Source organism: Enterobacter sp. UPMP2061 (assembly GCF_053709615.1).
The window spans coordinates 1-22,851 of sequence record NZ_JBSKJP010000001.1; the positions used below are offsets into that span (position 1 = coordinate 1).

The following is a 22,851-nucleotide window of genomic DNA, read 5'->3' on the forward strand; positions in this document are numbered from 1 at the left end:
AGTAGTAAGCCGGTGCATTAATCCGGTGGTTACAGAAGTATTCGGTGGAGCGGTAGTTCAGTCGGTTAGAATACCTGCCTGTCACGCAGGGGGTCGCGGGTTCGAGTCCCGTCCGTTCCGCCACTTATTAAAAGCCCTGAGCTAACGCTCAGGGCTTTTTTCTTATCTGTCGTTTGATTGTTGCGAAATTAGCAAAAATCCTCTGCGTTTCACGATCTTTTTCGTCATAACAACTACAGCGATAATTCTCCTCAGTTTATGAACATAACGATTGAGGAATCATATGACTATCCCTGCACTGGGTCTGGGCACTTTCCGCCTGAAAGACGATGTTGTTATTGCATCTGTTAAAACCGCACTCGAGTTGGGCTATCGTGCTATTGATACGGCGCAGATTTATGATAACGAAGCTGCCGTAGGCCAGGCCATCGAAGAGAGTGGCGTACCGCGCGACGAACTTTTCATCACCACTAAAATCTGGATTGAGAATCTCGGCCAAGACAAGCTGATCCCAAGCCTGAAGGAAAGTCTGAAAAAGCTGCGTACTGACTATGTTGATCTTACGCTGATCCACTGGCCATCACCTGACGATGCCGTCTCTGTGGAGGAGTTCATGCAGGCGCTGCTGGAAGCGAAAGAGCAGGGCTTAACGCGTGAAATTGGCATCTCTAACTTCACCATCCCGTTGATGGAAAGGGCCATTGCCGCAGTGGGTAAAGAGAATATTGCCACCAACCAGATTGAACTCTCTCCTTACCTGCAAAACCACAAAGTCGTGGACTGGGCGAAACAGCATGGTGTTCACATCACCTCGTACATGACGCTGGCATATGGTAAGGCGCTGAAAGATGAAGTGATTGCACGCATCGCTGAAAAACACAATGCGACAGCCGCACAGGTGATCCTGGCATGGGCGATGGGTGAGGGCTATGCCGTGATCCCGTCTTCAACCAAACGTGAAAACCTGGCAAGTAACCTGTTAGTGCGGGATCTTCAGCTTGATGATGAAGATAAAAACGCGATCGCTGCACTGGAATGTAACGATCGTCTGGTCAGCCCGGAAGGGTTAGCACCAGACTGGGATTAATAAAAGCCCTTCCTCTGTACCCTTAAACCCTCACACAGCTCCTCCGGGAGCTGTTTTTATATGTTCGCTAAGGAAGTCGATAAAAGCGCGTATGCGCGTACTTACCGCTCTGTCACTGTAATACACTGCGCTAAAAGGCATCTCTACAGGTAAGCGTTTGTCAGCCATCAGTTCTACAAGCTGACCCGCAGCTATTTCCTTATCAATCATATAGTCTGATAAACAGGCGATCCCATTTCCTTCAAGACAAAGCTGTTTCAGCGTTTCTCCGCTATTAGACGAAAGTCCGCAAGTGATCTCATGAAGTTGTCCGTCATGACAGGCCACGGGCCAGGTGTTCAGCGAGACAGGTTCCGTAAAGCCCAGGCACAGGTGCTGCTTCAGCTCCTCAACGGTCTCCGGTTTGCCATGCTCTGCAATATATTGCGGTGACGCGATAATTTTGCGGTAGCTGGTGAACAGTGGGCGAGCGCGTAAACTTGAATCCGTCAGGGTTCCCGCGCGGATCGCCACATCAACTTTACGCTCAATCAGGTTAATAAACGTCTCTGAAGAGACCAGGGACAGAGTCATCTCCGGATAACGTTCCCGGAATGGCTTGATTAACGGCATCAGAAAATGAAGCACGACCGGCGTCGCCGCATCAATGCGTAGCAATCCACGCGGAGTGCTACGCGACTCCATTATTTCCGTCTCAGCTGCCGCCATCTCCTGCAAAACGGATTGTACGCGGCGAAAATAACGTTCACCTTCTTCCGTCAGGCTGAGCTGCCGCGTTGTTCTGTTGAGCAGACTTACCCCGAGCTTCATCTCCAGCTTTTTCACCGAGCGGCTGATGGCGGAGTTCGCCTGCCCGAGCTGTTCGGCCGCACGGCTGAAGCTGCCGCTTTCAACAACGGCAACAAAGATAGTCAGTTCTTCCGATGTGGCTTTCATTATTGCATCATCCGCAAAATTCTATTGAGATTCTAACCATTTTTGTTATTTAAACACTGACGCATACTGCCTGTCATCTTAATCCTGAAGAGACGGAGTATTTATGCCACTGGCGCTTCTTGCCCTGACGATCAGTGCCTTCGCAATTGGCACGACCGAATTTGTTATTGTAGGACTTGTTCCCACTATTGCTGAACAACTCGCCATTTCGCTGCCTTCTGCCGGGCTGCTGGTATCTATTTACGTGTTAGGCGTCGCTGTTGGGGCGCCTGTGCTGACCGCACTGACTGGACGCTTTCCACGTAAACAACTGTTAGTTGCCCTGATGGTGCTCTTCACTGCCGGCAATATTCTGGCGTGGCAGGCTCCGGACTACACTACCCTGGTCATTGCCCGTTTGCTGACTGGCCTCGCGCACGGTGTCTTCTTCTCCATCGGTTCCACGATTGCAACCAGCCTGGTGCCAAAAGAGAAAGCGGCGTCAGCCATTGCGATTATGTTTGGCGGCTTAACCGTCGCGCTGGTCACCGGCGTGCCGTTAGGAACGTTTATTGGGCAACATTTTGGCTGGCGAGAAACCTTCCTTGCGGTATCGCTGTTGGGCGTAATTGCTCTGGTAGCCAGCCTGCTACTGGTGCCCTCCAGCATTCCGGGGCGCGCGAGCGCCAGCCTGAGCGATCAGGTTAAGGTTCTGACACACCCGCGCCTGCTGCTGATCTATGCCGTTACGGCTCTGGGTTATGGAGGTGTGTTCACTGCGTTCACTTTCCTTGCACCGATGATGCAGGAGCTGGCTGGTTTTTCTCCGGGCGCAGTGAGCTGGATTTTACTGGGCTACGGTATCTCCGTCGCAATCGGCAATATCTGGGGCGGCAAGCTTGCAGATAAGCATGGTGCGGTACCGGCGCTAAAATTTATCTTCGCCGCGCTGGTTGTCCTGCTGATGATTTTCCAGTTCACCGCGTCGATACAATACGCTGCGCTGGTAACTGTGTTGGTTATGGGAATATTCGCGTTTGGTAACGTACCGGGATTGCAGGTCTATGTTGTACAGAAAGCCGAACGCTATACGCCCAATGCGGTGGATGTCGCATCCGGCCTGAATATCGCCGCATTCAATATCGGTATCGCACTCGGATCGGTTATCGGCGGGCAGACGGTTGAACACGTTGGATTAACCCAAACGCCATGGATTGGTGCGGTAATTGTGCTTGTCGCTTTCCTGCTTATCGGTCTGAGTGGACGGCTTGATAAACCCGCTCGTATCGCGCTTGGATAAGTATCAGTAAGTGCTTGCTTACAAAACTGGAAAGCGGTTTCTCAGTAATTGCGTTGAAAGTGTGACCTAAAATCCCTATAACATTAGAACCAGTCCGTTTTCCGGGCTGGTTCATGTTACAGAGGTCGTTTCCAAAAGTGCGAAAAAATACCTATGCCATGCGTTATGTTGCCGGAATGCCCGCGGAGAGGATCTTGCCTCCGGGGTCGTTTGCGAGCCTGGGTCAGGCATTACCAGCGGGCACGCCATTAAGCAGTGACGAAAAAATTCGCGTACTGGTGTGGAACATCTTTAAACAACAGCGTGCGGAGTGGTTATCCGTACTTAAAAATTTTGGTAAAGATGCGCATCTGGTTCTGTTACAGGAGGCGCAAACCACGCCTGAGCTGGTCAGGTTTGCAACGACAAACTATCTTGCAGCCGATCAGGTGCCTGCCTTTGTTCTGCCACAGCATCCTTCTGGGGTGATGACCCTTTCAGCCGCACATCCGGTCTATTGCTGCCCGCTGCGTGAACGTGAGCCAATCCTGCGTCTGGCAAAATCGGCGCTGGTCACGGTCTATCCGTTGCCCGACACCCGTCTGCTGATGGTGGTAAACATTCATGCGGTGAACTTCAGCCTGGGTGTTGATGTGTACAGTAAGCAGTTACTACCCATTGGCGATCAGATTGCTCATCACAGTGGGCCGATCATTATGGCCGGGGACTTCAATGCCTGGAGCCGTCCACGTATGAACGCGTTGTACCGCTTCGCGCGTGAAATGTCGCTGCGTGAAGTTCGTTTTAACGATGACCAGCGCAAGAAAGCGTTTGGTCGTCCTCTCGATTTTGTCTTCTATCGGGGTTTAAGCGTGCACGACGCCTCCGTTCTGGTGACGCGCGCCTCCGATCATAATCCTCTACTAGTTGAATTCAGTCCCGGCAAACCTGATAAATAATGGTGCGTCAGGTCTGCCGTGGGGCAGGCCTGTGCGGGTGCTGCCCTTTATTTTTTAACCCATAAAAGGACAGCAACATGACAACAACACACTCCCATCATGACAACGTCGAAAAACAGTTTGGTTCTCAGGCAAGTGCCTACCTGAGCAGCGCCGTGCACGCCTCTGGCCGCGACCTGGTGCGTCTCGGCGAACGGCTCGCCGCGTTTCCTGACGCGCACGTGCTGGACTTAGGCTGCGGGGCGGGGCACGCCAGTTTTACCGCCGCACAGCAGGTTGCTCAGGTGACGGCATATGACTTATCGAGCCAGATGCTGGATGTGGTTGCTGAAGCGGCGAAAGCGAAAGGGCTGAATAACGTCACGACGCGCCAGGGCTACGCTGAATCTTTACCCTTTGAGGATGCGTCGTTTGAGGTTGTGATTAGCCGTTACTCTGCACACCACTGGCATGATGTGGGGCAGGCATTACGGGAAGTGAAACGCGTGCTCAAACCGGGCGGAATCTTCATCATCATGGACGTGATGTCTCCCGGACATCCGGTACGAAATATCTGGCTCCAGACGGTTGAAGCGCTGCGTGATACCTCGCACGTGCAAAACTACTCCAGTGGAGAGTGGCTTACGTTTATCACCGAAGCCGGCTTGATTTCACGCTCATTGATAACCGACCGTTTGCCGCTGGAGTTCACATCATGGATTGCACGGATGCGCACACCCGAGGCATTGACTCAGGCGATCCGATTGTATCAGGAGAGCGCCTCTGCTGACGTGAAGGCGTACTTTGAACTGCATGACGATGGTTCGTTTACCAGCGACACCATTATGGCTGAAGCGCAAAAAGCGGGATAAATAAAAAAGGCACCGAGGGGAATCGGTGCCTTTTTAACAAGCGATCGTACTATCAGGAATCTGGCGTAGCGCTGTTTTTCACAAACAACGTCAGCTGGTCGCCAGGTTGCAGGTTGTCAGTATCGTTGTTCCAGCGCATCACATCTTTGATGTTTACGCCGTGACGCTTAGCAATACTGGACAGCGAGTCGCCTTTACGTACGCGATAGGTAATGCTATCGCTGTTTTTAGCGAGACGCTGTGCGCTGCTACCTGCACCTACGGTCAGCGTTTGACCCACTTTCAGACCAGATCCGCGCAGATTATTCCACTGCTGGAGATCTTTCGCATTCACGCCAAGACGTGATGCAATACCTGAAAGCGTATCACCTGAACGCACCTTATAGCTGCGGCTGCTTACAGGCGACGTATCAGCGATCAGCGTGGACTGAACGGCTGCAATTTCACCCGAAGCCAAAGACTCTCGTAACTGTTCCGCATGTTTCTGCGGAACCATCACATAGCCAGGGCCACTAGCGCCCAGCGTGGAGCCTTTAACACCTGCATTAAAGGTTTTAAGCTTACTTACCGACATACCCGTCATATCGGCAACCTGTTGAATATCAACCGGGCTGCTGAGGCGGACACGCGCCAGTGCACGACTTTCGTCTGGTGTTGGCAGTTGTACACCGTAACGTTTGCTGTTCTTGAGAATATCGCCCAGTGCCAGCATTTTCGGTACGTAAATCTTTGTTTCCTGTGGCAGTGAGAGCGACCAGAAGTCTGTGGGTTTACCACGCGCTTTATTCGCTTTCATTGCCTTCAGTACACGACCTTCACCACTGTTATACGCCGCGACGGTCAATAACCAGTCGCCGTCAAACATCTTGTTCAGACGTTGCATCATGTCGAGAGCGGCTGTCGTTGAAGCGACAACATCACGACGCGCATCGTAGTTGCGGGTCTGCTTTAAACCATAATTTCGCCCTGTGCTCGGAATGATCTGCCAGATGCCTGCTGCATTGGCGCCAGACGTCGCGTGCGGGTCAAAAGCGCTCTCCACTATGGGTAGTAGTACCAGTTCCATAGGCATGTTACGTTTCTTAACTTGCCCGGCTATCCAGTACATATACGGCTCTGCCCGTAATGTTACATCGTGGAGATAGCTCTTATTTCTCAAATACTTCTGTTTCTGTTCGCGAATCCGGCTGTTTTCCGGAATTCCCATCTTTAGCTCGTCGCCAATAGAGGCCCACAAGTCTTGTTCCTGCGCAAAGGATGTCCCATCGTCCAACCATCGCGCCTGACTCGTAAACTTCCCTGCTTCCCCTTGACCAGCCGCAGAAAGGCTCTGTGCGTGCTGTTGTACGTTGCTGCCGTTTTGTGACTGGCAACCTACAAGCAGGACAGAGGCGAGTAATATCGCTTTTGCCTTCATGTGTGTGTCAATAGTTGCTTAAAAGACGAGCGATGATAACGGCGAAATTTTGAAAAGGCAACCCGCAATTATCTGAAGTTATCTTTCTTTGACCTTAACCATGCAAATCGCGCTTCAGGTTGTAACAAATTTGTTTCTTGATTAATTTTATTAATTAAATCAACATCATCAGTTCTTAAAAATAAATTTATTTGTCGCTCATTTTTCAGAATTACGGGGAGTGTTTTTTGGTTTTTTGCACGTAACTCCTTCACTTTCTGGTAATAATCCTGAATCGCCCGATCCTCAGGCAGCACGCTTGCAGCAAACTTCATATTCCCTAATGTATACTCATGTGCGCAACAAATTACGGTGTCGGCTGGCAGCGCATTAATTTTTTGTAAAGATTGATACATCTGTTCTGGCGTGCCTTCAAACAGCCTTCCACAGCCGCCAGAAAACAGCGTGTCGCCACAAAACAGATAAGGTTTGCTGTAGAAACAGATATGCCCGGAAGTGTGACCTGGCGTAGCAAATACGGAAAACTCCCACCCGAGGATGAGGATACTTTCGCCTTCTTCGACAACTTGCGTTGTACCCTTATCCTGTGTCTCTGCTGGTCCGTAGACGGGTAGATGGGGATAGCGTGCAAGGAGATCGGGAACACCGCCGACATGATCGTGATGGTGATGGGTAAGAAGGATCGCCTCCGGCTGCCAGCCGTTTTCTTTAATCGCGTGCAGGATCGGTGCGGATTCGCCTGGATCAACAATGATGCATCTGCGATCGTGGTCGACTAAAACCCAGATGTAATTGTCCTGAAAGGCGGAAATACTGATAAGATTCATGCATTACCTCTTATAGCGTGGCGGGTGTTTTGATGAAACCGGCAAGGATACCTCAGACTGTCGCACCACCGGAACGTTGGGCAGAGTTGCCCTGGGGTGAATATTATCGCGAGGCCTTAGAACTTCAGCTTAAACCCTGGCTCGCGAAAATGTATGGTTTTCACCTGCTTAAGATTGGCAATCTGAGCGCAGAAATCAATACCGAAAGCTGCGCTATCTCGCATCAGGTTAGCGTATCGCTTAATGGCTCCCCGGTTCAGGTGAAAGCGGATCCGCTGCATTTGCCGTTTGCGGAAAAATCCATTGATGCCTGTCTGCTCGCCCACACGCTGCCCTGGTGCAGCGATCCCCATCGTCTGCTGCGGGAAGCCGACCGCGTTTTGATTGATGACGGCTGGCTGATCCTGAGCGGTTTTAATCCGCTGAGTCTGATGGGGCTACGTAAACTGACGCCCGTTCTGCGTCGCACGCCGCCTTATAACAGCAGGATGTTTACCATGATGCGCCAGCTGGACTGGCTTTCACTGTTAAATTTCGAAGTGCTAAGCTACGGGGGTTTTCAGGTCATCCCCTGGACGCGTAAAGGCGGGGTCTTATTAAGCACCCATTTACCCGCGCTGGGCTGCATGCAATTTATTGTCGCGCGTAAGAGGACGATCCCCCTTACGCTCAACCCGATGAAGCAAAGCAAATCAAAAACGCGGATCCGCCAGACCGTGGGGGCCACGCGGCAGTACAAAAAACCGTGATCAGGATTCAGGTTGATAACCTGCATCCTCATGGGTCGGGTTGGATGCCGCCGCGCGAGCCAGCTCGTCACAGCGTTCGTTTTCAGGATGACCGGCGTGCCCCTTTACCCACTCCCATTTGATTTCGTGCTGACCGAGGGCGGCATCAAGACGCTTCCAGAGATCGACATTCTTGACGGGTTTTTTCTCTGCCGTTTTCCAGCCCCGCTTTTTCCAGTTGTGGATCCATTGGGTAATGCCCTGGCGGACATACTGGCTGTCGGTACTCAGCACCACGTCACAATGTTCTTTTAACGCTTCCAGCGCCACGATGGCCGCCATCAACTCCATGCGGTTGTTGGTGGTCAGGAAATAGCCTTCACTAAATGTTTTTTCATGCTGGCGATAGCGCATAATGGCGCCATAGCCGCCGGGCCCTGGGTTACCGAGACAAGATCCATCGGTGAAAATTTCTACCTGTTTACGCATCTCTGGTAGACTTCCTGTATTTGAAACGTTCAGTAAAACGATAAGTCTGACATAAATGACCGCTATGAGCACTGCAATTACTCGCCAGATTGTTCTTGATACCGAAACCACCGGTATGAACCAGATTGGCGCCCACTACGAAGGGCACAAAATCATTGAGATTGGTGCCGTTGAAGTGGTGAACCGTCGCCTTACGGGCAACAACTTCCACGTTTACCTTAAACCCGATCGGCTGGTGGACCCGGAAGCGTTCGGCGTTCACGGAATTGCCGATGAGTTTTTGCTGGATAAGCCCACCTTTGCCGACGTCGCAGATGAATTTCTCGACTACATCAGAGGTGCGGAACTTGTCATTCATAACGCGTCGTTCGATATCGGCTTTATGGACTATGAGTTCAGCAAGCTCAACCGCGATATTCCGAAGACGAATACGTTCTGTAAAGTCACGGATAGCCTGGCGCTGGCAAGGAAGATGTTCCCCGGCAAGCGTAACAGCCTTGATGCCCTGTGCTCTCGCTATGAGATAGACAACACCAAGCGAACGCTGCACGGCGCATTGCTCGATGCCCAGATCCTGGCCGATGTCTACCTGACCATGACCGGCGGGCAAACGTCGATGAAATTCAGTATGGAAAATGAATTCCAGCAGACGCGGGATGAAGGGGGAATTCAGCGCATTGTGCGTCAGGCGAATCGCCTGCGGGTTGTTTTAGCCAGTGATGAAGAACTGATGAACCATGAATCTCGTCTCGATTTAGTGCAGAAGAAGGGCGGAAGCTGTCTGTGGCGCACGTGAAAATGTGCCGAAACGTTTGTTAAATCACCGTTTGGGTGAATTTTGCAGCAAACGATTCAAAACCTAAGAAAAAGCGTTGACGAGTTCAGAGGCAAACCGTAATATTCGCCTCGTTCCCCAAACGGGAACAGTGGAGCGGTAGTTCAGTCGGTTAGAATACCTGCCTGTCACGCAGGGGGTCGCGGGTTCGAGTCCCGTCCGTTCCGCCACTATTCAGGCCCACGTTATTTATAACGTGGGCCTTTTTCATTTCTGCTTTTCCCCTGATGTTACGCAAGGCGATAAGCCAGGGTAACATCGCGGGTTGCGTTTATCCGATCGTAAACGGGTCTGCATCCTGCCAGGCCGGAAACTTCTCCCGATACTCCTTTAACGCCGTTAACGAGATCTCAGCGTCAATTCGTGTTGCCTGATGCGGCTCGGCGGTGGCAATAATCTCACCCTGCGGACTGATCACCCGGCTGTCACCGCGATAGTGATGCCCGTTGCCGTCCGTTCCTACGCGGTTACAGCCAACGACATAAGCCTGATTTTCAATCGCGCGCGCGGTCAGTAAAGCCTGCCAGTGCAGCGAGCGTGGGGCGGGCCAGTTGGCGACGTACAACGCCAGGTCATAATCGTTGCGGTTGCGCGACCACACCGGGAAGCGCAGGTCATAGCAGACCAGCGGCAGAATACGCCAGCCGCGCCATTCAAATACTACGCGTTCGCTTCCGGCTTCATAATGTTGATGTTCATCCGCCATGCGGAACAGATGGCGCTTATCGTAGAAATGGACGTTTCCTTCCGGCTCGACCAGCAGGAAGCGGTTGACCGGTCCGCGCCCGGTCTGGAGTGCGACGCTACCGGCAATCAGCGCGTTTGTTTCCTGCGCCCTGGCGTGCATCCAGGCCACCACCTCGTCCTGCGGCATGGACTGTTTTGCTGCCTCCATCGCGAAACCTGTGGTGAACATCTCCGGCAGGACAATCACATCGCGTCCGGTAATCTCTTCCAGCTGGCGATCAAAATGGCGAAGGTTGGCGGGGCCGTCCATCCACACTAAAGGTTGCTGCAAAACAGAAATCTTTAAACCAGGCACGATACAGGCTCCTTAATAAACACTTTTTGACACTGTAGCACGTCATTACCAGAAAATGTGGCAATAAAAAACCCCGCGCGGGGCGGGGTTTGTGAGAGCAAAAGGCCTTATGCCGCTTCAGGTTTGCGGTGCTTCTCTGGCAGCTTTACCGGCTGTGTCGCCAGCTCTTCAGGTTCGAAATCATCCACATTAATACTGCGCAGACGGCTCTCTTCGGCTTTCACCAGAATCGCAGCTTCGCTGTTGTCGATGATGCCACCCGCCAGCGCCTGTTTTGCCAGCTCATCCAGTCGTGTAAACGGCAGGTTTTTGCCAAGCTGTTTGCAGATCTTCTGGTGAATCGGGTCGGCGGCCATCACGTCAAGCAGCGCCTCTTCCAGCAAACCTACCGGGTTATGCGGGGTAGGTGCCAGATATTGACCCCGACCAATACGAGAGCGGGTTGCGCTCGGTACCTGGAGGATCTTCGCTACCTTGTGATCCAGCTTGTCGGACGGCGCCAGGTGATGACGACCGGTCGGGAAGATCACCACGCGCAGGGCACCCGCTACGAAGCGGTTCGGGAAGTTCGCCAGCAGATCGTCAATCGCCTGTTCGGCCTGATACATCGCATCCTGAACGCCCCAGTGCACCAGCGGCAGATCCGCTTCCTGACGGCCTTCATCGTCGTAGCGTTTCAGCACCGCAGAGGCCAGGAAGATCTGGCTCAGCACATCACCCAGACGGGCGGAGATACGTTCGCGACGCTTCAGGCTCCCGCCCAGGACGGCCATTGAGACGTCAGAGAGCAGGGCCAGGTTGGCGCTCAGACGGTTCAGGTGCTGGTAGTAACGTTTGGTCGCATCGCCGGTTGGCGTCGCGCTGGTCAGTCCACGCGTCAGGCCGAGCCAGAAGCTGCGCACCTTGTTACTGCCGACGTGACCGATATGTTTGAACAGCAGCTTGTCGAAGGCATCCACATCATTATTCTGCGCGGCAGCCATCTCTTCCAGCACGTACGGATGGCAGCGAATCGCACCCTGGCCGAAGATCATCATGCTGCGGGTCAGGATGTTTGCCCCTTCCACGGTGATGGCAATCGGCGCACCCTGATAGCCGCGCGCCAGGAAGTTGCCTTCGCCGAGCATGATACCTTTACCGCCTGCGATATCCATTGCATCAATAATTGACTGCTGTGCGCGGTGGGTACAGTGATACTTCACAATCGCTGACAGCACGGCGGGTTTTTCACCCAGCATAATGCCGTAGGTAATCAGCGAGGCTGCGGCGTCCATCACATAGGCATTGCCCGCAATACGCGCCAGCGGCTCTTCGATACCTTCCATCTTGCCGATGGAGATTTTGAACTGACGGCGGATATGCGCGTAAGCCCCAATCCCCATCGCCACCGATTTCAGACCGCCTGTTGAGTTCGACGGCAGGGTAATGCCGCGGCCCACAGACAGACATTCCACCAGCATACGCCAGCCCTGCCCGGCCATTTTCGGGCCACCGATGATGTAGTCAATCGGGACAAAGATATCCTGACCGCGGGTAGGACCGTTCTGGAACGGTACGTTCAGCGGGAAGTGACGGCGCCCAATTTCAACGCCCGGGGTTGAGGTTGGGATCAGCGCACAGGTAATACCCAGCTCTTCTTCACCGCCCAGCAGTTTTTCCGGGTCAGAGAGTTTGAACGCCAGGCCCAGCACCGTGGCGATAGGTGCGAGGGTGATATAACGTTTGTTCCAGGTCAGGCGCATGCCCAGCACCTGCTGGCCCTGCCATTCGCCCATGCAAACCACGCCGGTATCAGGAATTGCGCCTGCATCGGAGCCTGCCTCCGGGCTGGTCAGCGCGAAGCACGGAATTTCCTGACCACGCGCCAGACGCGGCAGGTAGTGATCTTTCTGCTCTTCTGTACCGTAATGCTGTAACAGCTCGCCCGGGCCTAAGGAGTTTGGCACGCCAACGGTGATCGCCAGGATCCCGGAGACACCCGCCAGTTTTTGCAGTACGCGAGCCTGAGCGTAAGCGGAGAATTCCAGACCGCCGTACTCTTTCTTAATGATCATCGCGAAGAAGCGATGCTCTTTCAGGTATGCCCACAGCTCAGGCGGCAGGTCGGCCATTTCGTGAGTGATGGCAAAGTCGTTTGCCATGCGGCACGCTTCTTCTACCGGACCATCAATAAAGGCTTGTTCTTCGGCGGTCAGACGCGGCTGCGGATAGTTGTGAAGCTTTTTCCAGTCGGGGTTGCCCTGGAACAGATCGCCTTCCCACCAGGTTGTACCGGCGTCAATCGCTTCTTTCTCTGTACGCGACATCGGCGGCATCACTTTACGGAATCCCCTGAACACCGGCGCAGAGATCATCGACTTACGCATCGGCGTCAGGTTGAACGGCAGCAAAATGATGGCCAGGGGAACAAGGACCCAGATATTCCACAGACCAGCGACGCCAAGTGCAGCCGTCCAGGCCAGAAGAATCAGGCTACTCAGGAATAAACTGACACGGTGATAGAACAACACACCGAGCAGCACAACGGTTGCGAAAATGCTCAAAATCATCATAAAGAAAAGCTCCCTTGCTTGTAGGAGGTCTGACCACTTGTGATGATATGGTTGTAGTTGATGTCATTTCCTTTAGCAATGTGTTTACAAAATAATTACAACCTGGTTCACATTGTTCGCGTTTTAGCCGGCACAAAAAATCAAAACGCCGGACGATTCGCATGGCTTTAGCTTCTCGCTTTTACTGCTATCCGGTACACTCCACTGTGTTATTTCATCAATACTGAAGGATTATCCTCATGTACCAGGATCTTATTCGTAACGAACTGAACGAAGCGGCGGAAACGCTGGCGAATTTTCTGAAAGATGATGCCAATATTCACGCTATTCAGCGCGCGGCGGTCCTGCTTGCCGACAGCTTCAAAGCCGGCGGTAAAGTGCTCTCCTGCGGTAACGGCGGTTCCCACTGTGACGCCATGCACTTCGCCGAAGAGCTGACCGGACGCTATCGCGAAAACCGTCCGGGCTACCCGGCGATTGCGATTTCCGACGTGAGCCACATCTCCTGTGTAGGCAACGACTTCGGTTACGACCATATCTTTTCCCGCTACGTTGAAGCCGTAGGCCGTGAAGGCGACGTGCTGCTGGGTATCTCCACGTCCGGTAACTCTGCTAACGTGATCAAAGCGATCGCCGCCGCGCGTGAGAAGGGCATGAAAGTGATCACCCTTACCGGGAAAGATGGCGGTAAGATGGACGGTACAGCGGACATTGAAATCCGTGTACCACACTTCGGTTATGCGGATCGCGTTCAGGAAATTCACATCAAAGTGATCCACATCCTGATCCAACTGATCGAAAAAGAGATGGTTAAGTAAGACTTCGCTGGGGGGCGCCGGTGCCCCCCGCTGTTGTGGAGGTGATCTATGTGCGAACTGCTCGGGATGAGCGCCAATGTGCCAACCGATATCTGCTTTAGTTTTACCGGGCTGGTTCAGCGCGGTGGAGGAACCGGGCCGCATAAAGACGGCTGGGGTATTACCTTCTACGAAGGCAAAGGATGTCGCACGTTCAAAGATCCACAACCCAGCTTTAACTCACCCATTGCCAGACTGGTGCAGGACTATCCTATTAAATCCTGTTCGGTGATCGCCCATATCCGCCAGGCAAATCGCGGCGAAGTGGCGCTGGAAAATACCCATCCGTTTACCCGTGAACTGTGGGGCCGTAACTGGACCTATGCGCACAACGGGCAGCTTTCGGGCTATAAGTCGCTGGAAACCGGCAATTTCCGTCCTGTCGGTGAAACGGACAGCGAAAAAGCATTTTGCTGGCTGCTGCACAAGCTGACCGAGCGCTACCCCCGTACGCCCGGCAACATGACCGCCGTTTTTAAGTACATAGCGTCACTGGCGTCTGAGTTACGCGAGAAGGGCGTCTTTAATATGCTGCTGTCTGACGGGCGCTACGTGATGGCGTTCTGCTCGACGAATCTGTTCTGGATCACCCGACGTGCGCCGTTTGGCGTCGCCACGCTGCTCGATCAGGATGTGGAAATTGATTTTCAGAAGGAGACCACACCGAACGATGTGGTCACTGTCATTGCAACGCAGCCGCTGACCGGCAACGAAACCTGGCAAAAGATCATGCCAGGCGAGTGGGCGCTATTTTGTCTCGGGGACCGCGTAATTTGACGCCAGCTGCGGCTGAACCACTTCATGGCTGAGCGGTTTACTCACCACGTAACGGCCATTGACGATGGACACCACCGGCGGCTTATGGGTCTGCTCGAAGTAGTCATAGCCCGGTTTTAGCTGTTTCCAGAAATCTGTGTAAACAGAGTACTTATGGCGCGCCATGTTCGCATCCGTCATACGGAACGGATAGATGCTGACCTGAACATTCGGCTGGCCGAAGACCAGTGCGCCAGTGACAAATTGGAAGATTTCATCAATGCCGGAATCCGTCATCGCATAACAACCGACTGACACGCAGGCACCGTGAATCATCAGGTATTTCCCTTCGTAACCGTGTGCACGGTCGAAGGCATTGGGGAAACCGATGTTAATCGCTTTATAGAACCGGCTGTCCGGTTTTAGCTGGTTACGCTGAACGTTGTAAAACCCTTCCGGACTTTTGAAGTCACCCTGGCGCTGTTTCGGCCCCAGCCCGCCAGAATAGTTACAGATTTTGTAGCTATCGAGCAGCTGATACGTCTCGCCCATTTTGACAAACAGATCGAGTGTGCGCTCTTCCTTGAAGATTTGAATATAAACCGGGGATCCCATCAACTGCTGTTTATACTCTTTGCTGACCGGCGTCGTTGAACTATTACTGCCAAGCAGCCCGGCAAACGACATGCACGGTATCAGAAGCATCGCAATGAACAATGCGATTTTACGCATACTACTGGTTCCTTGATAAAACAATGACCAACTTGCCAGAACGGCAAAAGACACCCGAAATCAGACTAATCTGGACAGGAGCGCTCACATTAGCACCGATGGAGATTTTCGCAAGAGCCAACCTTTGCGTTTACAAATTAGTTTTACTTTATAACCCATTCATAATGTCCTGACTCCAGGAACTTTGCGCAATAGCTCGCATTTCGGCGCGCCAGACGGCGGATTTACTGCCCCTGGCAGGGCCGAAAATGGTACACTCCGGCCTCTCTGGATTGTTGTTCATGGATACCTGCTAACCACATGTTTAGAATCAGAAAAGGACTCGATCTGCCAATCTCTGGCGTGCCTGAACAGCACGTTACCACCGGCGCCAGTATTCATCATGTCGCTATTGTAGGTGATGATTACGTGGGCATGCGTCCCGCGATGCTGGTACAGGAAGGCGATCGCGTAATAAAAGGCCAGGCGCTCTTCGAGGATAAAAAAAATCCTGGCGTTATGTTTACAGCCCCAGCCAGCGGCACCGTTGTCGCCATCCATCGTGGTGAGCGTCGCGTCCTGCAATCGGTTGTTATTCAAATTGAAGGCGATGAGAAACGCGAATTTGCGCGTTTTGACGCCGCCGATCTTGCCACCCTCAGCCACGACGCGGTGCAGACGCAACTGCTGGAGTCGGGACTGTGGACGGCGCTTCGCACGCGCCCCTATAGCAAAACGCCCGTGCCAGGCACTGTGCCGGCCGCTATCTTCGTTACGGCCATCGACACCAACCCGCTCAGCGCAGATCCGCAGCCTCTTATCCTGGCGGAACGAAACGCTTTCGATGCCGGCCTCACCGTGTTAACGCGCCTGACGCCGGGCAAAGTGCATGTCTGCCAGGCCAGCGGCGGTAAGCTGGGCGGGCATCCGCAAGGGCAGGTGGCCTTTAATGAATTTGCCGGCCCGCATCCGGCCGGGCTGGTGGGAACGCATATTCATTTCCTGGAGCCGGTAAGCCTGACGAAACAGGTCTGGCATCTTAATTATCAGGACGTGATCGCTATCGGTAAGCTGTTCACCACGGGTGAACTGTGCGCAGAACGCATTATTGCCATCGGCGGCCCTCAGGCAACCCAACCGCGTCTGGTTCGCACGCTGCTTGGGGCGGACCTGACGGCGCTGTTGGCTGGCGAAACGAAAGAGGGTGAAAACCGTATTATTTCCGGTTCGGTGCTGAGCGGAAGGCACGCGACAGGCCCGATGGCCTGGCTGGGTCGTTTCCATCTTCAGGTGAGCGTTGTGCTTGAAGGACGCGAGAAAGAGCTGTTCGGCTGGGTGCTGCCTGGTGCAGAAAAATACTCGGTAACGCGCACCACGCTCGGCCACTTCCTGCGTCGTAAGCTGTTTAACTTCTCCACCAGCACCAACGGCGGTGAGCGCGCCATGGTTCCGATTGGCAACTACGAACGCGTGATGCCGCTGGATATTCTGCCCACCGTGCTGCTGCGCGATCTCCTGGCCGGCGATACCGACGGTGCCCAGGCGTTGGGCTGTCTGGAGCTGGACGAAGAAGATCTGGCGCTGTGTACCTATGTGTGTCCAGGTAAATACGAATATGGACCCGTATTGCGCGAGGTGTTAACCCGCATTGAGCAGGAAGGATAACCATGGGCTTAAAACACCTCTTTGAAAAAATTGAGCCGCACTTTACCGAAGGGAAGCTCAAAAAGTACTACCCGCTGTATGAAGCGACCACGACCATTTTCTACACGTCGGGTCTGGTGACGAAAGGCGCGGCGCACGTGCGCGACGCCATCGACCTCAAGCGAATGATGATTCTGGTCTGGTTTGCGGTCTTCCCGGCCATGTTCTGGGGGATGTATAACGTTGGGTTGCAAACTATTCCGGCGCTGCATCATATGTACGATGCAGAGCAGCTGGCGCAGGTGATTCAGTCTGACTGGCACTATCGTCTGGCGCAGTCGCTGGGGGTGAGCTTTGCGACAGATGCCGGCTGGGTCAGCATGATGACGCTGGGCGCTGTCTTCTTCCTCCCTATCTATATGACTGTCTTTATCGTGGGCGGTTTCTGGGAGGTGCTGTTCGCTATTATTCGCAAACATGAGATCAACGAGGGCTTCTTTGTTACCTCTATTCTGTTTGCGCTGATTGTTCCGCCAACGCTGCCGCTCTGGCAGGCGGCGATGGGGATCAGCTTTGGCGTGGTGATTGCCAAGGAGATCTTCGGCGGGACCGGACGCAACTTCCTCAATCCGGCGCTGGCAGGGCGCGCGTTCCTGTTCTTTGCTTATCCGGCGCAAATCTCGGGCGACCTGGTGTGGACGGCAGCAGACGGATTCTCCGGCGCGACGCCACTTTCACAGTGGGCGGCTGGCGGCGGCGAAACGCTGGTCAATAATGCAACCGGACAGCCTGTCACCTGGTTTGATGCGTTTATCGGCAATATTCCGGGCTCCATCGGTGAAGTGTCTACCCTGATGATTTTGATCGGCGGGGCCATCATCCTCTTTGGCCGCGTGGCGTCCTGGCGCATTGTCGCAGGCGTCATGCTCGGGATGGTACTCACCGCCACGCTTTTCAACTTCATTGGTTCAGACACAAACCCGATGTTCTCCATGCCGTGGTACTGGCACCTTGTGCTGGGAGGCTTTGCGTTTGGCATGATGTTCATGGCCACCGATCCGGTCTCGGCTTCGTTTACCGACAGAGGTAAATGGTGTTACGGCGCGCTCATTGGGGTGATGTGTGTACTGATTCGCGTGGTCAACCCGGCTTATCCGGAAGGGATGATGTTGGCCATTCTGTTTGCCAATCTGTTTGCGCCGCTGTTCGACTACCTGGTCGTGCGCGCCAACATTAAGCGGAGGAAGGCGCGTGGCTGAGATCAAAAATAACGACAGCATCAGCAAAACGCTGCTGGTGGTGCTGGTACTGTGTCTGGTCTGTTCCATTGTCGTGGCCGGTTCTGCCGTAGGGTTAAAGCCGCTACAGCAAGAGCAACGAGCGCTGGATAAACAGCGTAACATCCTGGCCGTGGCCGGGCTGATGCAGGAAGGCATGACGAAGGATGACGTCGCAGCGGTGTTTGCCGAACGCATTACCGCACGGCTGGTGGATTTAAAAACCGGGGAGTTAATGGATAAAGACCCGGCGAAATACAACCAGGCGCTGGCGCTAAAAGATCCGCAGATGAGCACCACGCTTGACGCCTCGCAGGATCCGGCAGGCATTAAGCGCCGCAGCAATGTCGCGGAGATTTACCTCGTCCGTGACGAGCAAAAGCGCATCCAGGAAATCGTGTTGCCCATCTATGGCAACGGTTTATGGTCAATGATGTACGCCTTTGTGGCGCTGGATACCGATGGTCGTACGGTCAAAGGCATTACTTATTACGATCAGGGCGAAACACCAGGGCTGGGGGGCGAAGTTGAGAACCCTAACTGGCGGGCACAGTTTGTTGGTAAAAAAGTGCTCGACGACAACGGCCAGCCTGCGCTGAAGGTGGTGAAAGGGGGCGCGCGTCCCGGCGATGAATTTGCCGTTGATGGCCTTTCCGGCGCCACGCTCACCTCTAACGGTGTGCAGCACAGCTTTGATTTCTGGATGGGTGAACTGGGCTTTGGTCCCTTCCTGAAGAATGTACGTGAAGGAGCGCTGAATAATGGCTGATACGGGTGAACTGAAAGAAGTTAAAAAGGTGCTGATTGGCCCGCTGTTAGCCAATAACCCGATAACGCTACAGGTGCTGGGGGTGTGCTCGGCGCTGGCGGTGACCACCAAGCTGGAAACGGCAGTGGTCATGACGCTGGCGGTAACGCTGGTGACAGCGTTTTCCAGCATGTTTATCTCAATGATCCGCCACCACATACCCAACAGCGTGAGGATCATCGTGCAGATGGCTATTATCGCCTCGCTGGTGATCGTGGTCGATCAGCTCCTGCGCGCCTTCGCCTATGAAACCTCGAAGCAGCTTTCGGTGTTTGTCGGCCTGATAATCACCAACTGCATCGTGATGGGGCGTGCTGAAGCCTATGCGATGAAAATGCCACCGCTGGCGAGCTTTATGGACGGTATCGGCAACGGTCTGGGTTACGGCGTGATCCTGTTGACGGTTGGTTTCCTGCGCGAACTTATTGGCAGCGGCAAGCTGTTTGGCATTCCGGTGCTGGATACGGTACAGAACGGCGGCTGGTATCTGCCGAACGGCCTGTTCCTGCTGGCCCCAAGCGCATTTTTCATTATCGGTTTGCTGATCTGGCTGATTCGTACGTTGAAGCCTGAACAGCAGGAAAAGGAGTAACCGACAATGGCTCATTACCTGAGTTTATTTGTGCGCGCGGTGTTTGTTGAAAACATGGCGCTCGCTTTCTTCCTGGGCATGTGTACGTTCCTTGCCGTTTCTAAAAAGGTATCGACGGCATTTGGTCTGGGCGTGGCAGTTACCGTTGTGCTGGGGCTTTCCGTTCCCATTAACAACCTGGTATTCAACTTCGTGCTGCGCGATGGCGCGCTGGTGGAGGGGGTTGATCTTAGCTTCCTGAACTTCATCACCTTTATCGGAGTGATTGCGGCGCTTGTTCAGATCCTAGAGATGATCCTCGATAAATACTTCCCGTCGCTGTACAACGCGCTGGGGATCTTCCTGCCGCTGATCGCCGTGAACTGCGCCATTTTTGGCGGCGTCTCGTTTATGGTTCAGCGCGATTACAACTTCAGTGAATCGGTTGTGTATGGCTTCGGTTCCGGTATCGGCTGGATGCTGGCGATTGTCACCATGGCGGGGATCCGTGAAAAAATGAAATATGCCAACGTACCTGCGGGGCTTCGTGGCTTAGGGATCACCTTTATCACCACCGGCCTGATGGCGTTGGGCTTTATGTCCTTCTCCGGTGTGCAGCTATAAGGGCTAACAGATGGAAATTATTCTTGGCGTGGTGATGTTCACGCTGATAGTACTGGTGCTGTCAGGGCTGATCCTGGCGGCGCGTGCGAAGCTGGTCAATTCCGGGGATGTGATCATTGATATCAATGACGATCCGCAGAATCAGATCCGTACCCCGGCAGGGGATAAGCTGCTTAACACGCTCTCCGGCAACGGGATTTTTGTCTCGTCTGCCTGTGGCGGCGGTGGCTCCTGTGGCCAGTGCCGTGTGACGGTCAAAGAGGGCGGCGGTGATATTCTGCCAACGGAACTGTCGCATATCACGAAGCGTGAAGCGAAAGAGGGATGCCGTCTGGCGTGCCAGGTCGCTGTGCGCCAGAACATGAAGATTGAGCTGCCGGAGGAGATCTTCGGCGTGAAAAAATGGGAGTGCGAAGTTATCTCTAACGATAACAAAGCCACGTTCATCAAAGAGCTCAAGCTGCGTGTCCCTGAAGGGGAGAGCGTCCCGTTCCGTGCGGGTGGGTATATCCAGATTGAATGTCCGGCACACACCGTCGCGTATGCTGACATCGACGTGCCCGAGGAGTACCGGGCAGACTGGGATAAATTTAACCTCTTCCGCTTTGTTTCCGAGGTAAAAGAGCCCGCGCTTCGCGCCTATTCCATGGCTAACTATCCGGAAGAGAAGGGCATTATTATGCTCAACGTGCGTATCGCCACGCCGCCACCGAATGTGCCTGATGCCCCTCCTGGCGTCATGTCGTCGTATATCTGGTCCCTCAAGCCTGGCGACAAAGTGACGATTTCCGGCCCGTTCGGCGAATTCTTTGCCAAAGATACTGACGCGGAGATGGTCTTTATCGGCGGCGGTGCGGGTATGGCGCCGATGCGTTCGCATATTTTTGACCAGCTCAAACGACTTGGCAGCAAGCGTAAGATCAGCTTCTGGTACGGGGCGCGTTCACTGCGCGAAATGTTCTATGACGATGAGTTTGAACAACTGGCGCGTGATAACCCTAACTTTACCTTCCATGTGGCGCTATCCGATCCGCAGCCGGAAGATAACTGGACAGGCTATACGGGCTTCATCCACAACGTGCTGTATGAAAATTACCTCAAACAGCACCCGGCACCGGAAGACTGCGAGTTCTATATGTGTGGTCCGCCAATGATGAACGCCGCCGTGATTAAGATGCTAAAAGATCTTGGCGTGGAAGATGAGAACATCATGCTTGATGATTTCGGAGGCTGATTATGCTGACTTTTCTGGCGACCTTTGCGGTGTTTGTGCTGGTGATCTTCGGCATGTCCTTAGGCTGGATCATCAAGCGTAAAAGCATTCAAGGCAGTTGCGGAGGCATCTCTTCCATCGGAATGGAAAAAGTGTGCGATTGTCCGGAACCGTGCGATGCGCGGAAAAAGCGGATGGCTCGCGAGCAGCAACGCATTATTTAGTCTTCCAGGTCGGGTAAGGCAACGCCGCCACCCGACAATTCCTGCGCGCACTTCTCAACCCTCATTTGTTTACTGTATACTTATCCAGTAATAAGTGAGGGCTTACTATGCGCAAAATAATCCATGTCGATATGGACTGCTTTTTTGCCGCAGTGGAGATGCGTGACAACCCGGCGCTGCGGGATATTCCGATCGCCATTGGCGGCAGCCGGGTTCAGCGCGGTGTCATCAGCACCGCCAACTATCCTGCTCGCAAATACGGTGTACGCAGCGCCATGCCGACAGCGATGGCGCTGAAACTGTGCCCGCATCTCACTCTTTTGCCCGGACGTTTTGATGCCTATAAAGAAGCATCGAGCCACATTCGGGAGATCTTCTCCCGCTACACCTCACTGATTGAACCGTTATCGCTGGATGAAGCCTATCTGGATGTCACCCACAGCGTGCACTGCCACGGCTCCGCCACCCTGATGGCGCAGGAGATCCGCCAGACTATTTTTAACGAGCTGAACCTGACGGCATCGGCAGGCGTCGCGCCGGTCAAATTTCTCGCCAAAATCGCCTCCGATTTAAATAAGCCCAACGGCCAGTACGTCATCACTCCGGAAGAGGTTCCGGCGTTTTTAAGGACGCTGCCGCTCAGCAAAATCCCCGGCGTGGGCAAAGTCTCCGCCGCGAAGCTGGAAAGTATGGGGCTACGCACCTGCGAAGACGTTCAGCGCAGCGATCTGGCGCTGCTGCTTAAGCGTTTTGGCAAGTTTGGCCGCGTACTGTGGGAACGCAGTCAGGGCATTGATGACCGGGATGTGAACAACGAACGGCTGCGTAAATCGGTCGGCGTTGAACGCACGCTCAGCGAAGATATCCATGACTGGACCGAGTGTGAAACCATTATTACGGAACAGCTTTATCCTGAGCTTGAACGACGCTTACTGAAGGTCAAACCGGATCTGCTTATTGCCCGACAGGGCATCAAACTGAAATTTAACGATTTTCAGCAGACGACGCAGGAGCACGTCTGGCCACGCCTCAACAAAGAGGATCTTATCGCGACGGCGAAAAAGGCGTGGGAAGAACGGCGGGGCGGACGAGGGGTGAGGCTGGTGGGGCTGCACGTCACCTTGCTGGATCCGCAGCTGGAGCGTCAACTGGTGTTGGGACTGTAGATTACGCTAATCGTAGGCC

The 22,851-nt window shown here is 53.7% G+C and carries 23 protein-coding genes and 2 tRNA genes; 18 read left to right on the forward strand and 7 right to left on the reverse strand.

Translation table 11 applies throughout. The features are described from left to right. The first annotated feature begins 46 nt into the window (after window positions 1-46). A tRNA-Asp gene (locus ACWKXX_RS00005) sits at window positions 47-123 on the forward strand. A gap of 160 nt (window positions 124-283) precedes the next feature. Beyond that, entirely contained in the window at window positions 284-1,087 is an 804-nt protein-coding gene (dkgB, locus tag ACWKXX_RS00010; RefSeq protein ID WP_047738146.1) for a 2,5-didehydrogluconate reductase DkgB, read from the forward strand. A 30-nt stretch (window positions 1,088-1,117) separates the two neighbouring features. On the opposite strand, the gene yafC is transcribed toward dkgB, so the two are convergent. Beyond that, entirely contained in the window at window positions 1,118-2,023 is a 906-nt protein-coding gene (yafC, locus tag ACWKXX_RS00015) for a DNA-binding transcriptional regulator YafC (RefSeq protein WP_015571393.1), read from the reverse strand. Window positions 2,024-2,126: 103 nt separating this feature from the next. Here yafC and ACWKXX_RS00020 point away from each other — a divergent pair, with 103 nt between their 5' ends. From ACWKXX_RS00020 to ACWKXX_RS00030, 3 genes are all read left to right on the forward strand, one after another. Beyond that, entirely contained in the window at window positions 2,127-3,302 is a 1,176-nt protein-coding gene (locus ACWKXX_RS00020) for an MFS transporter (RefSeq protein ID WP_261666429.1), read from the forward strand. 137 nt (window positions 3,303-3,439) lie between these two features. Then, on the forward strand, window positions 3,440-4,240 hold the full coding sequence (locus tag ACWKXX_RS00025; RefSeq protein ID WP_026080641.1) for an endonuclease/exonuclease/phosphatase family protein: 801 nt from the start codon (window positions 3,440-3,442) through the stop codon (window positions 4,238-4,240). A gap of 77 nt (window positions 4,241-4,317) precedes the next feature. After that, complete coding sequence (locus ACWKXX_RS00030; RefSeq protein ID WP_015571390.1) at window positions 4,318-5,091, forward strand: class I SAM-dependent methyltransferase; 774 nt, start codon at window positions 4,318-4,320, stop codon at window positions 5,089-5,091. A gap of 52 nt (window positions 5,092-5,143) precedes the next feature. On the opposite strand, the gene mltD is transcribed toward ACWKXX_RS00030, so the two are convergent. Together mltD and gloB are read right to left on the reverse strand one after the other, a co-directional pair. Next, entirely contained in the window at window positions 5,144-6,508 is a 1,365-nt protein-coding gene (gene mltD, locus ACWKXX_RS00035) for a murein transglycosylase D (protein ID WP_023295957.1), read from the reverse strand. A gap of 68 nt (window positions 6,509-6,576) precedes the next feature. Further along, window positions 6,577-7,335, reverse strand: coding sequence for a hydroxyacylglutathione hydrolase (gene gloB, locus ACWKXX_RS00040; protein ID WP_196343712.1), 759 nt, complete (start codon window positions 7,333-7,335; stop codon window positions 6,577-6,579). A gap of 32 nt (window positions 7,336-7,367) precedes the next feature. Between gloB and ACWKXX_RS00045 the strand changes: the two genes are divergently transcribed. Then, window positions 7,368-8,084: a class I SAM-dependent methyltransferase gene (locus ACWKXX_RS00045; protein WP_017383714.1), complete on the forward strand. Its 717-nt coding sequence runs from the start codon at window positions 7,368-7,370 to the stop codon at window positions 8,082-8,084. On the opposite strand, the gene rnhA is transcribed toward ACWKXX_RS00045, so the two are convergent. Next, window positions 8,085-8,663, reverse strand: coding sequence for a ribonuclease HI (gene rnhA, locus ACWKXX_RS00050; protein ID WP_160840538.1), 579 nt, complete (start codon window positions 8,661-8,663; stop codon window positions 8,085-8,087). Here rnhA and dnaQ point away from each other — a divergent pair. Both dnaQ and ACWKXX_RS00060 read left to right on the forward strand, forming a co-directional pair. Beyond that, a complete protein-coding gene (dnaQ, locus tag ACWKXX_RS00055; RefSeq protein ID WP_207788757.1) occupies window positions 8,617-9,348 on the forward strand; it encodes a DNA polymerase III subunit epsilon in 732 nt (243 codons plus the stop codon). The genes rnhA and dnaQ overlap by 47 nt on opposite strands. A 132-nt stretch (window positions 9,349-9,480) precedes the next feature. Then, window positions 9,481-9,557, forward strand: a tRNA-Asp gene (locus ACWKXX_RS00060). A 101-nt stretch (window positions 9,558-9,658) separates the two neighbouring features. Here ACWKXX_RS00060 and ACWKXX_RS00065 read toward each other — a convergent pair. Then, a complete protein-coding gene (locus ACWKXX_RS00065) occupies window positions 9,659-10,429 on the reverse strand; it encodes an amidohydrolase (RefSeq protein ID WP_047052437.1) in 771 nt (256 codons plus the stop codon). 107 nt (window positions 10,430-10,536) lie between these two features. Continuing rightward, window positions 10,537-12,981, reverse strand: coding sequence for an acyl-CoA dehydrogenase FadE (fadE, locus tag ACWKXX_RS00070; protein WP_023295961.1), 2,445 nt, complete (start codon window positions 12,979-12,981; stop codon window positions 10,537-10,539). 239 nt (window positions 12,982-13,220) lie between these two features. On the opposite strand from fadE, the gene lpcA reads away from it, so the two are divergent. Together lpcA and ACWKXX_RS00080 are read left to right on the forward strand one after the other, a co-directional pair. Continuing rightward, window positions 13,221-13,799 (forward strand): D-sedoheptulose 7-phosphate isomerase, encoded by a 579-nt coding sequence (gene lpcA, locus ACWKXX_RS00075; protein WP_003863232.1) that lies wholly within the window; start codon window positions 13,221-13,223, stop codon window positions 13,797-13,799. Between the two features lie 48 nt (window positions 13,800-13,847). Next, window positions 13,848-14,615: a class II glutamine amidotransferase gene (locus ACWKXX_RS00080; protein WP_017383120.1), complete on the forward strand. Its 768-nt coding sequence runs from the start codon at window positions 13,848-13,850 to the stop codon at window positions 14,613-14,615. Here the strand turns inward: ACWKXX_RS00080 and dpaA are convergent. Then, window positions 14,586-15,326: a peptidoglycan meso-diaminopimelic acid protein amidase gene (gene dpaA / locus ACWKXX_RS00085; protein WP_006810008.1), complete on the reverse strand. Its 741-nt coding sequence runs from the start codon at window positions 15,324-15,326 to the stop codon at window positions 14,586-14,588. The two genes, ACWKXX_RS00080 and dpaA, sit on opposite strands and share 30 nt — an antisense overlap. A 300-nt stretch (window positions 15,327-15,626) precedes the next feature. On the opposite strand from dpaA, the gene ACWKXX_RS00090 reads away from it, so the two are divergent. From ACWKXX_RS00090 to dinB, 8 genes are all read left to right on the forward strand, one after another. Then, window positions 15,627-16,970 (forward strand): Na(+)-translocating NADH-quinone reductase subunit A, encoded by a 1,344-nt coding sequence (locus ACWKXX_RS00090; protein WP_032647337.1) that lies wholly within the window; start codon window positions 15,627-15,629, stop codon window positions 16,968-16,970. A gap of 2 nt (window positions 16,971-16,972) precedes the next feature. Further along, window positions 16,973-18,208, forward strand: a complete 1,236-nt coding sequence (locus ACWKXX_RS00095; RefSeq protein WP_261666428.1) for an NADH:ubiquinone reductase (Na(+)-transporting) subunit B — start codon at window positions 16,973-16,975, stop codon at window positions 18,206-18,208. Beyond that, entirely contained in the window at window positions 18,201-18,995 is a 795-nt protein-coding gene (locus ACWKXX_RS00100; protein WP_023295964.1) for a Na(+)-translocating NADH-quinone reductase subunit C, read from the forward strand. Before ACWKXX_RS00095 ends, ACWKXX_RS00100 begins: the two co-directional genes overlap by 8 nt. Further along, on the forward strand, window positions 18,988-19,626 hold the full coding sequence (locus ACWKXX_RS00105; protein ID WP_003863219.1) for an NADH:ubiquinone reductase (Na(+)-transporting) subunit D: 639 nt from the start codon (window positions 18,988-18,990) through the stop codon (window positions 19,624-19,626). Before ACWKXX_RS00100 ends, ACWKXX_RS00105 begins: the two co-directional genes overlap by 8 nt. A gap of 6 nt (window positions 19,627-19,632) precedes the next feature. Continuing rightward, the gene (nqrE, locus tag ACWKXX_RS00110; protein WP_003863217.1) at window positions 19,633-20,229 is read left to right on the forward strand and encodes an NADH:ubiquinone reductase (Na(+)-transporting) subunit E; all 597 of its coding nucleotides are present in this window, start codon (window positions 19,633-19,635) and stop codon (window positions 20,227-20,229) included. A gap of 10 nt (window positions 20,230-20,239) precedes the next feature. Further along, a complete protein-coding gene (gene nqrF / locus ACWKXX_RS00115) occupies window positions 20,240-21,463 on the forward strand; it encodes an NADH:ubiquinone reductase (Na(+)-transporting) subunit F (protein WP_047052442.1) in 1,224 nt (407 codons plus the stop codon). Window positions 21,464-21,465: 2 nt separating this feature from the next. Further along, the gene (nqrM, locus tag ACWKXX_RS00120; protein ID WP_003863212.1) at window positions 21,466-21,666 is read left to right on the forward strand and encodes a (Na+)-NQR maturation NqrM; all 201 of its coding nucleotides are present in this window, start codon (window positions 21,466-21,468) and stop codon (window positions 21,664-21,666) included. Window positions 21,667-21,773: 107 nt separating this feature from the next. Further along, a complete protein-coding gene (dinB, locus tag ACWKXX_RS00125; RefSeq protein WP_033487732.1) occupies window positions 21,774-22,832 on the forward strand; it encodes a DNA polymerase IV in 1,059 nt (352 codons plus the stop codon). The last annotated feature ends 19 nt before the right edge of the window (window positions 22,833-22,851 follow it).

Excerpts from the sequence above, each read along its gene's own strand:
- dkgB (WP_047738146.1), top strand. The coding sequence starts at position 284 with ATGACTATCCCTGCACTGGGTCTGGGCACTTTCCGCCTGAAAGACGAT.
- yafC (WP_015571393.1), bottom strand. The coding sequence starts at position 2,023 with ATGAAAGCCACATCGGAAGAACTGACTATCTTTGTTGCCGTTGTTGAA.
- ACWKXX_RS00020 (WP_261666429.1), top strand. The coding sequence starts at position 2,127 with ATGCCACTGGCGCTTCTTGCCCTGACGATCAGTGCCTTCGCAATTGGC.
- ACWKXX_RS00030 (WP_015571390.1), top strand. The coding sequence starts at position 4,318 with ATGACAACAACACACTCCCATCATGACAACGTCGAAAAACAGTTTGGT.
- mltD (WP_023295957.1), bottom strand. The coding sequence starts at position 6,508 with ATGAAGGCAAAAGCGATATTACTCGCCTCTGTCCTGCTTGTAGGTTGC.
- gloB (WP_196343712.1), bottom strand. The coding sequence starts at position 7,335 with ATGAATCTTATCAGTATTTCCGCCTTTCAGGACAATTACATCTGGGTT.
- ACWKXX_RS00045 (WP_017383714.1), top strand. The coding sequence starts at position 7,368 with ATGAAACCGGCAAGGATACCTCAGACTGTCGCACCACCGGAACGTTGG.
- dnaQ (WP_207788757.1), top strand. The coding sequence starts at position 8,617 with ATGAGCACTGCAATTACTCGCCAGATTGTTCTTGATACCGAAACCACC.
- fadE (WP_023295961.1), bottom strand. The coding sequence starts at position 12,981 with ATGATGATTTTGAGCATTTTCGCAACCGTTGTGCTGCTCGGTGTGTTG.
- lpcA (WP_003863232.1), top strand. The coding sequence starts at position 13,221 with ATGTACCAGGATCTTATTCGTAACGAACTGAACGAAGCGGCGGAAACG.
- ACWKXX_RS00080 (WP_017383120.1), top strand. The coding sequence starts at position 13,848 with ATGTGCGAACTGCTCGGGATGAGCGCCAATGTGCCAACCGATATCTGC.
- dpaA (WP_006810008.1), bottom strand. The coding sequence starts at position 15,326 with ATGCGTAAAATCGCATTGTTCATTGCGATGCTTCTGATACCGTGCATG.
- ACWKXX_RS00090 (WP_032647337.1), top strand. The coding sequence starts at position 15,627 with ATGTTTAGAATCAGAAAAGGACTCGATCTGCCAATCTCTGGCGTGCCT.
- ACWKXX_RS00095 (WP_261666428.1), top strand. The coding sequence starts at position 16,973 with ATGGGCTTAAAACACCTCTTTGAAAAAATTGAGCCGCACTTTACCGAA.
- ACWKXX_RS00105 (WP_003863219.1), top strand. The coding sequence starts at position 18,988 with ATGGCTGATACGGGTGAACTGAAAGAAGTTAAAAAGGTGCTGATTGGC.
- nqrE (WP_003863217.1), top strand. The coding sequence starts at position 19,633 with ATGGCTCATTACCTGAGTTTATTTGTGCGCGCGGTGTTTGTTGAAAAC.
- nqrF (WP_047052442.1), top strand. The coding sequence starts at position 20,240 with ATGGAAATTATTCTTGGCGTGGTGATGTTCACGCTGATAGTACTGGTG.
- nqrM (WP_003863212.1), top strand. The coding sequence starts at position 21,466 with ATGCTGACTTTTCTGGCGACCTTTGCGGTGTTTGTGCTGGTGATCTTC.
- dinB (WP_033487732.1), top strand. The coding sequence starts at position 21,774 with ATGCGCAAAATAATCCATGTCGATATGGACTGCTTTTTTGCCGCAGTG.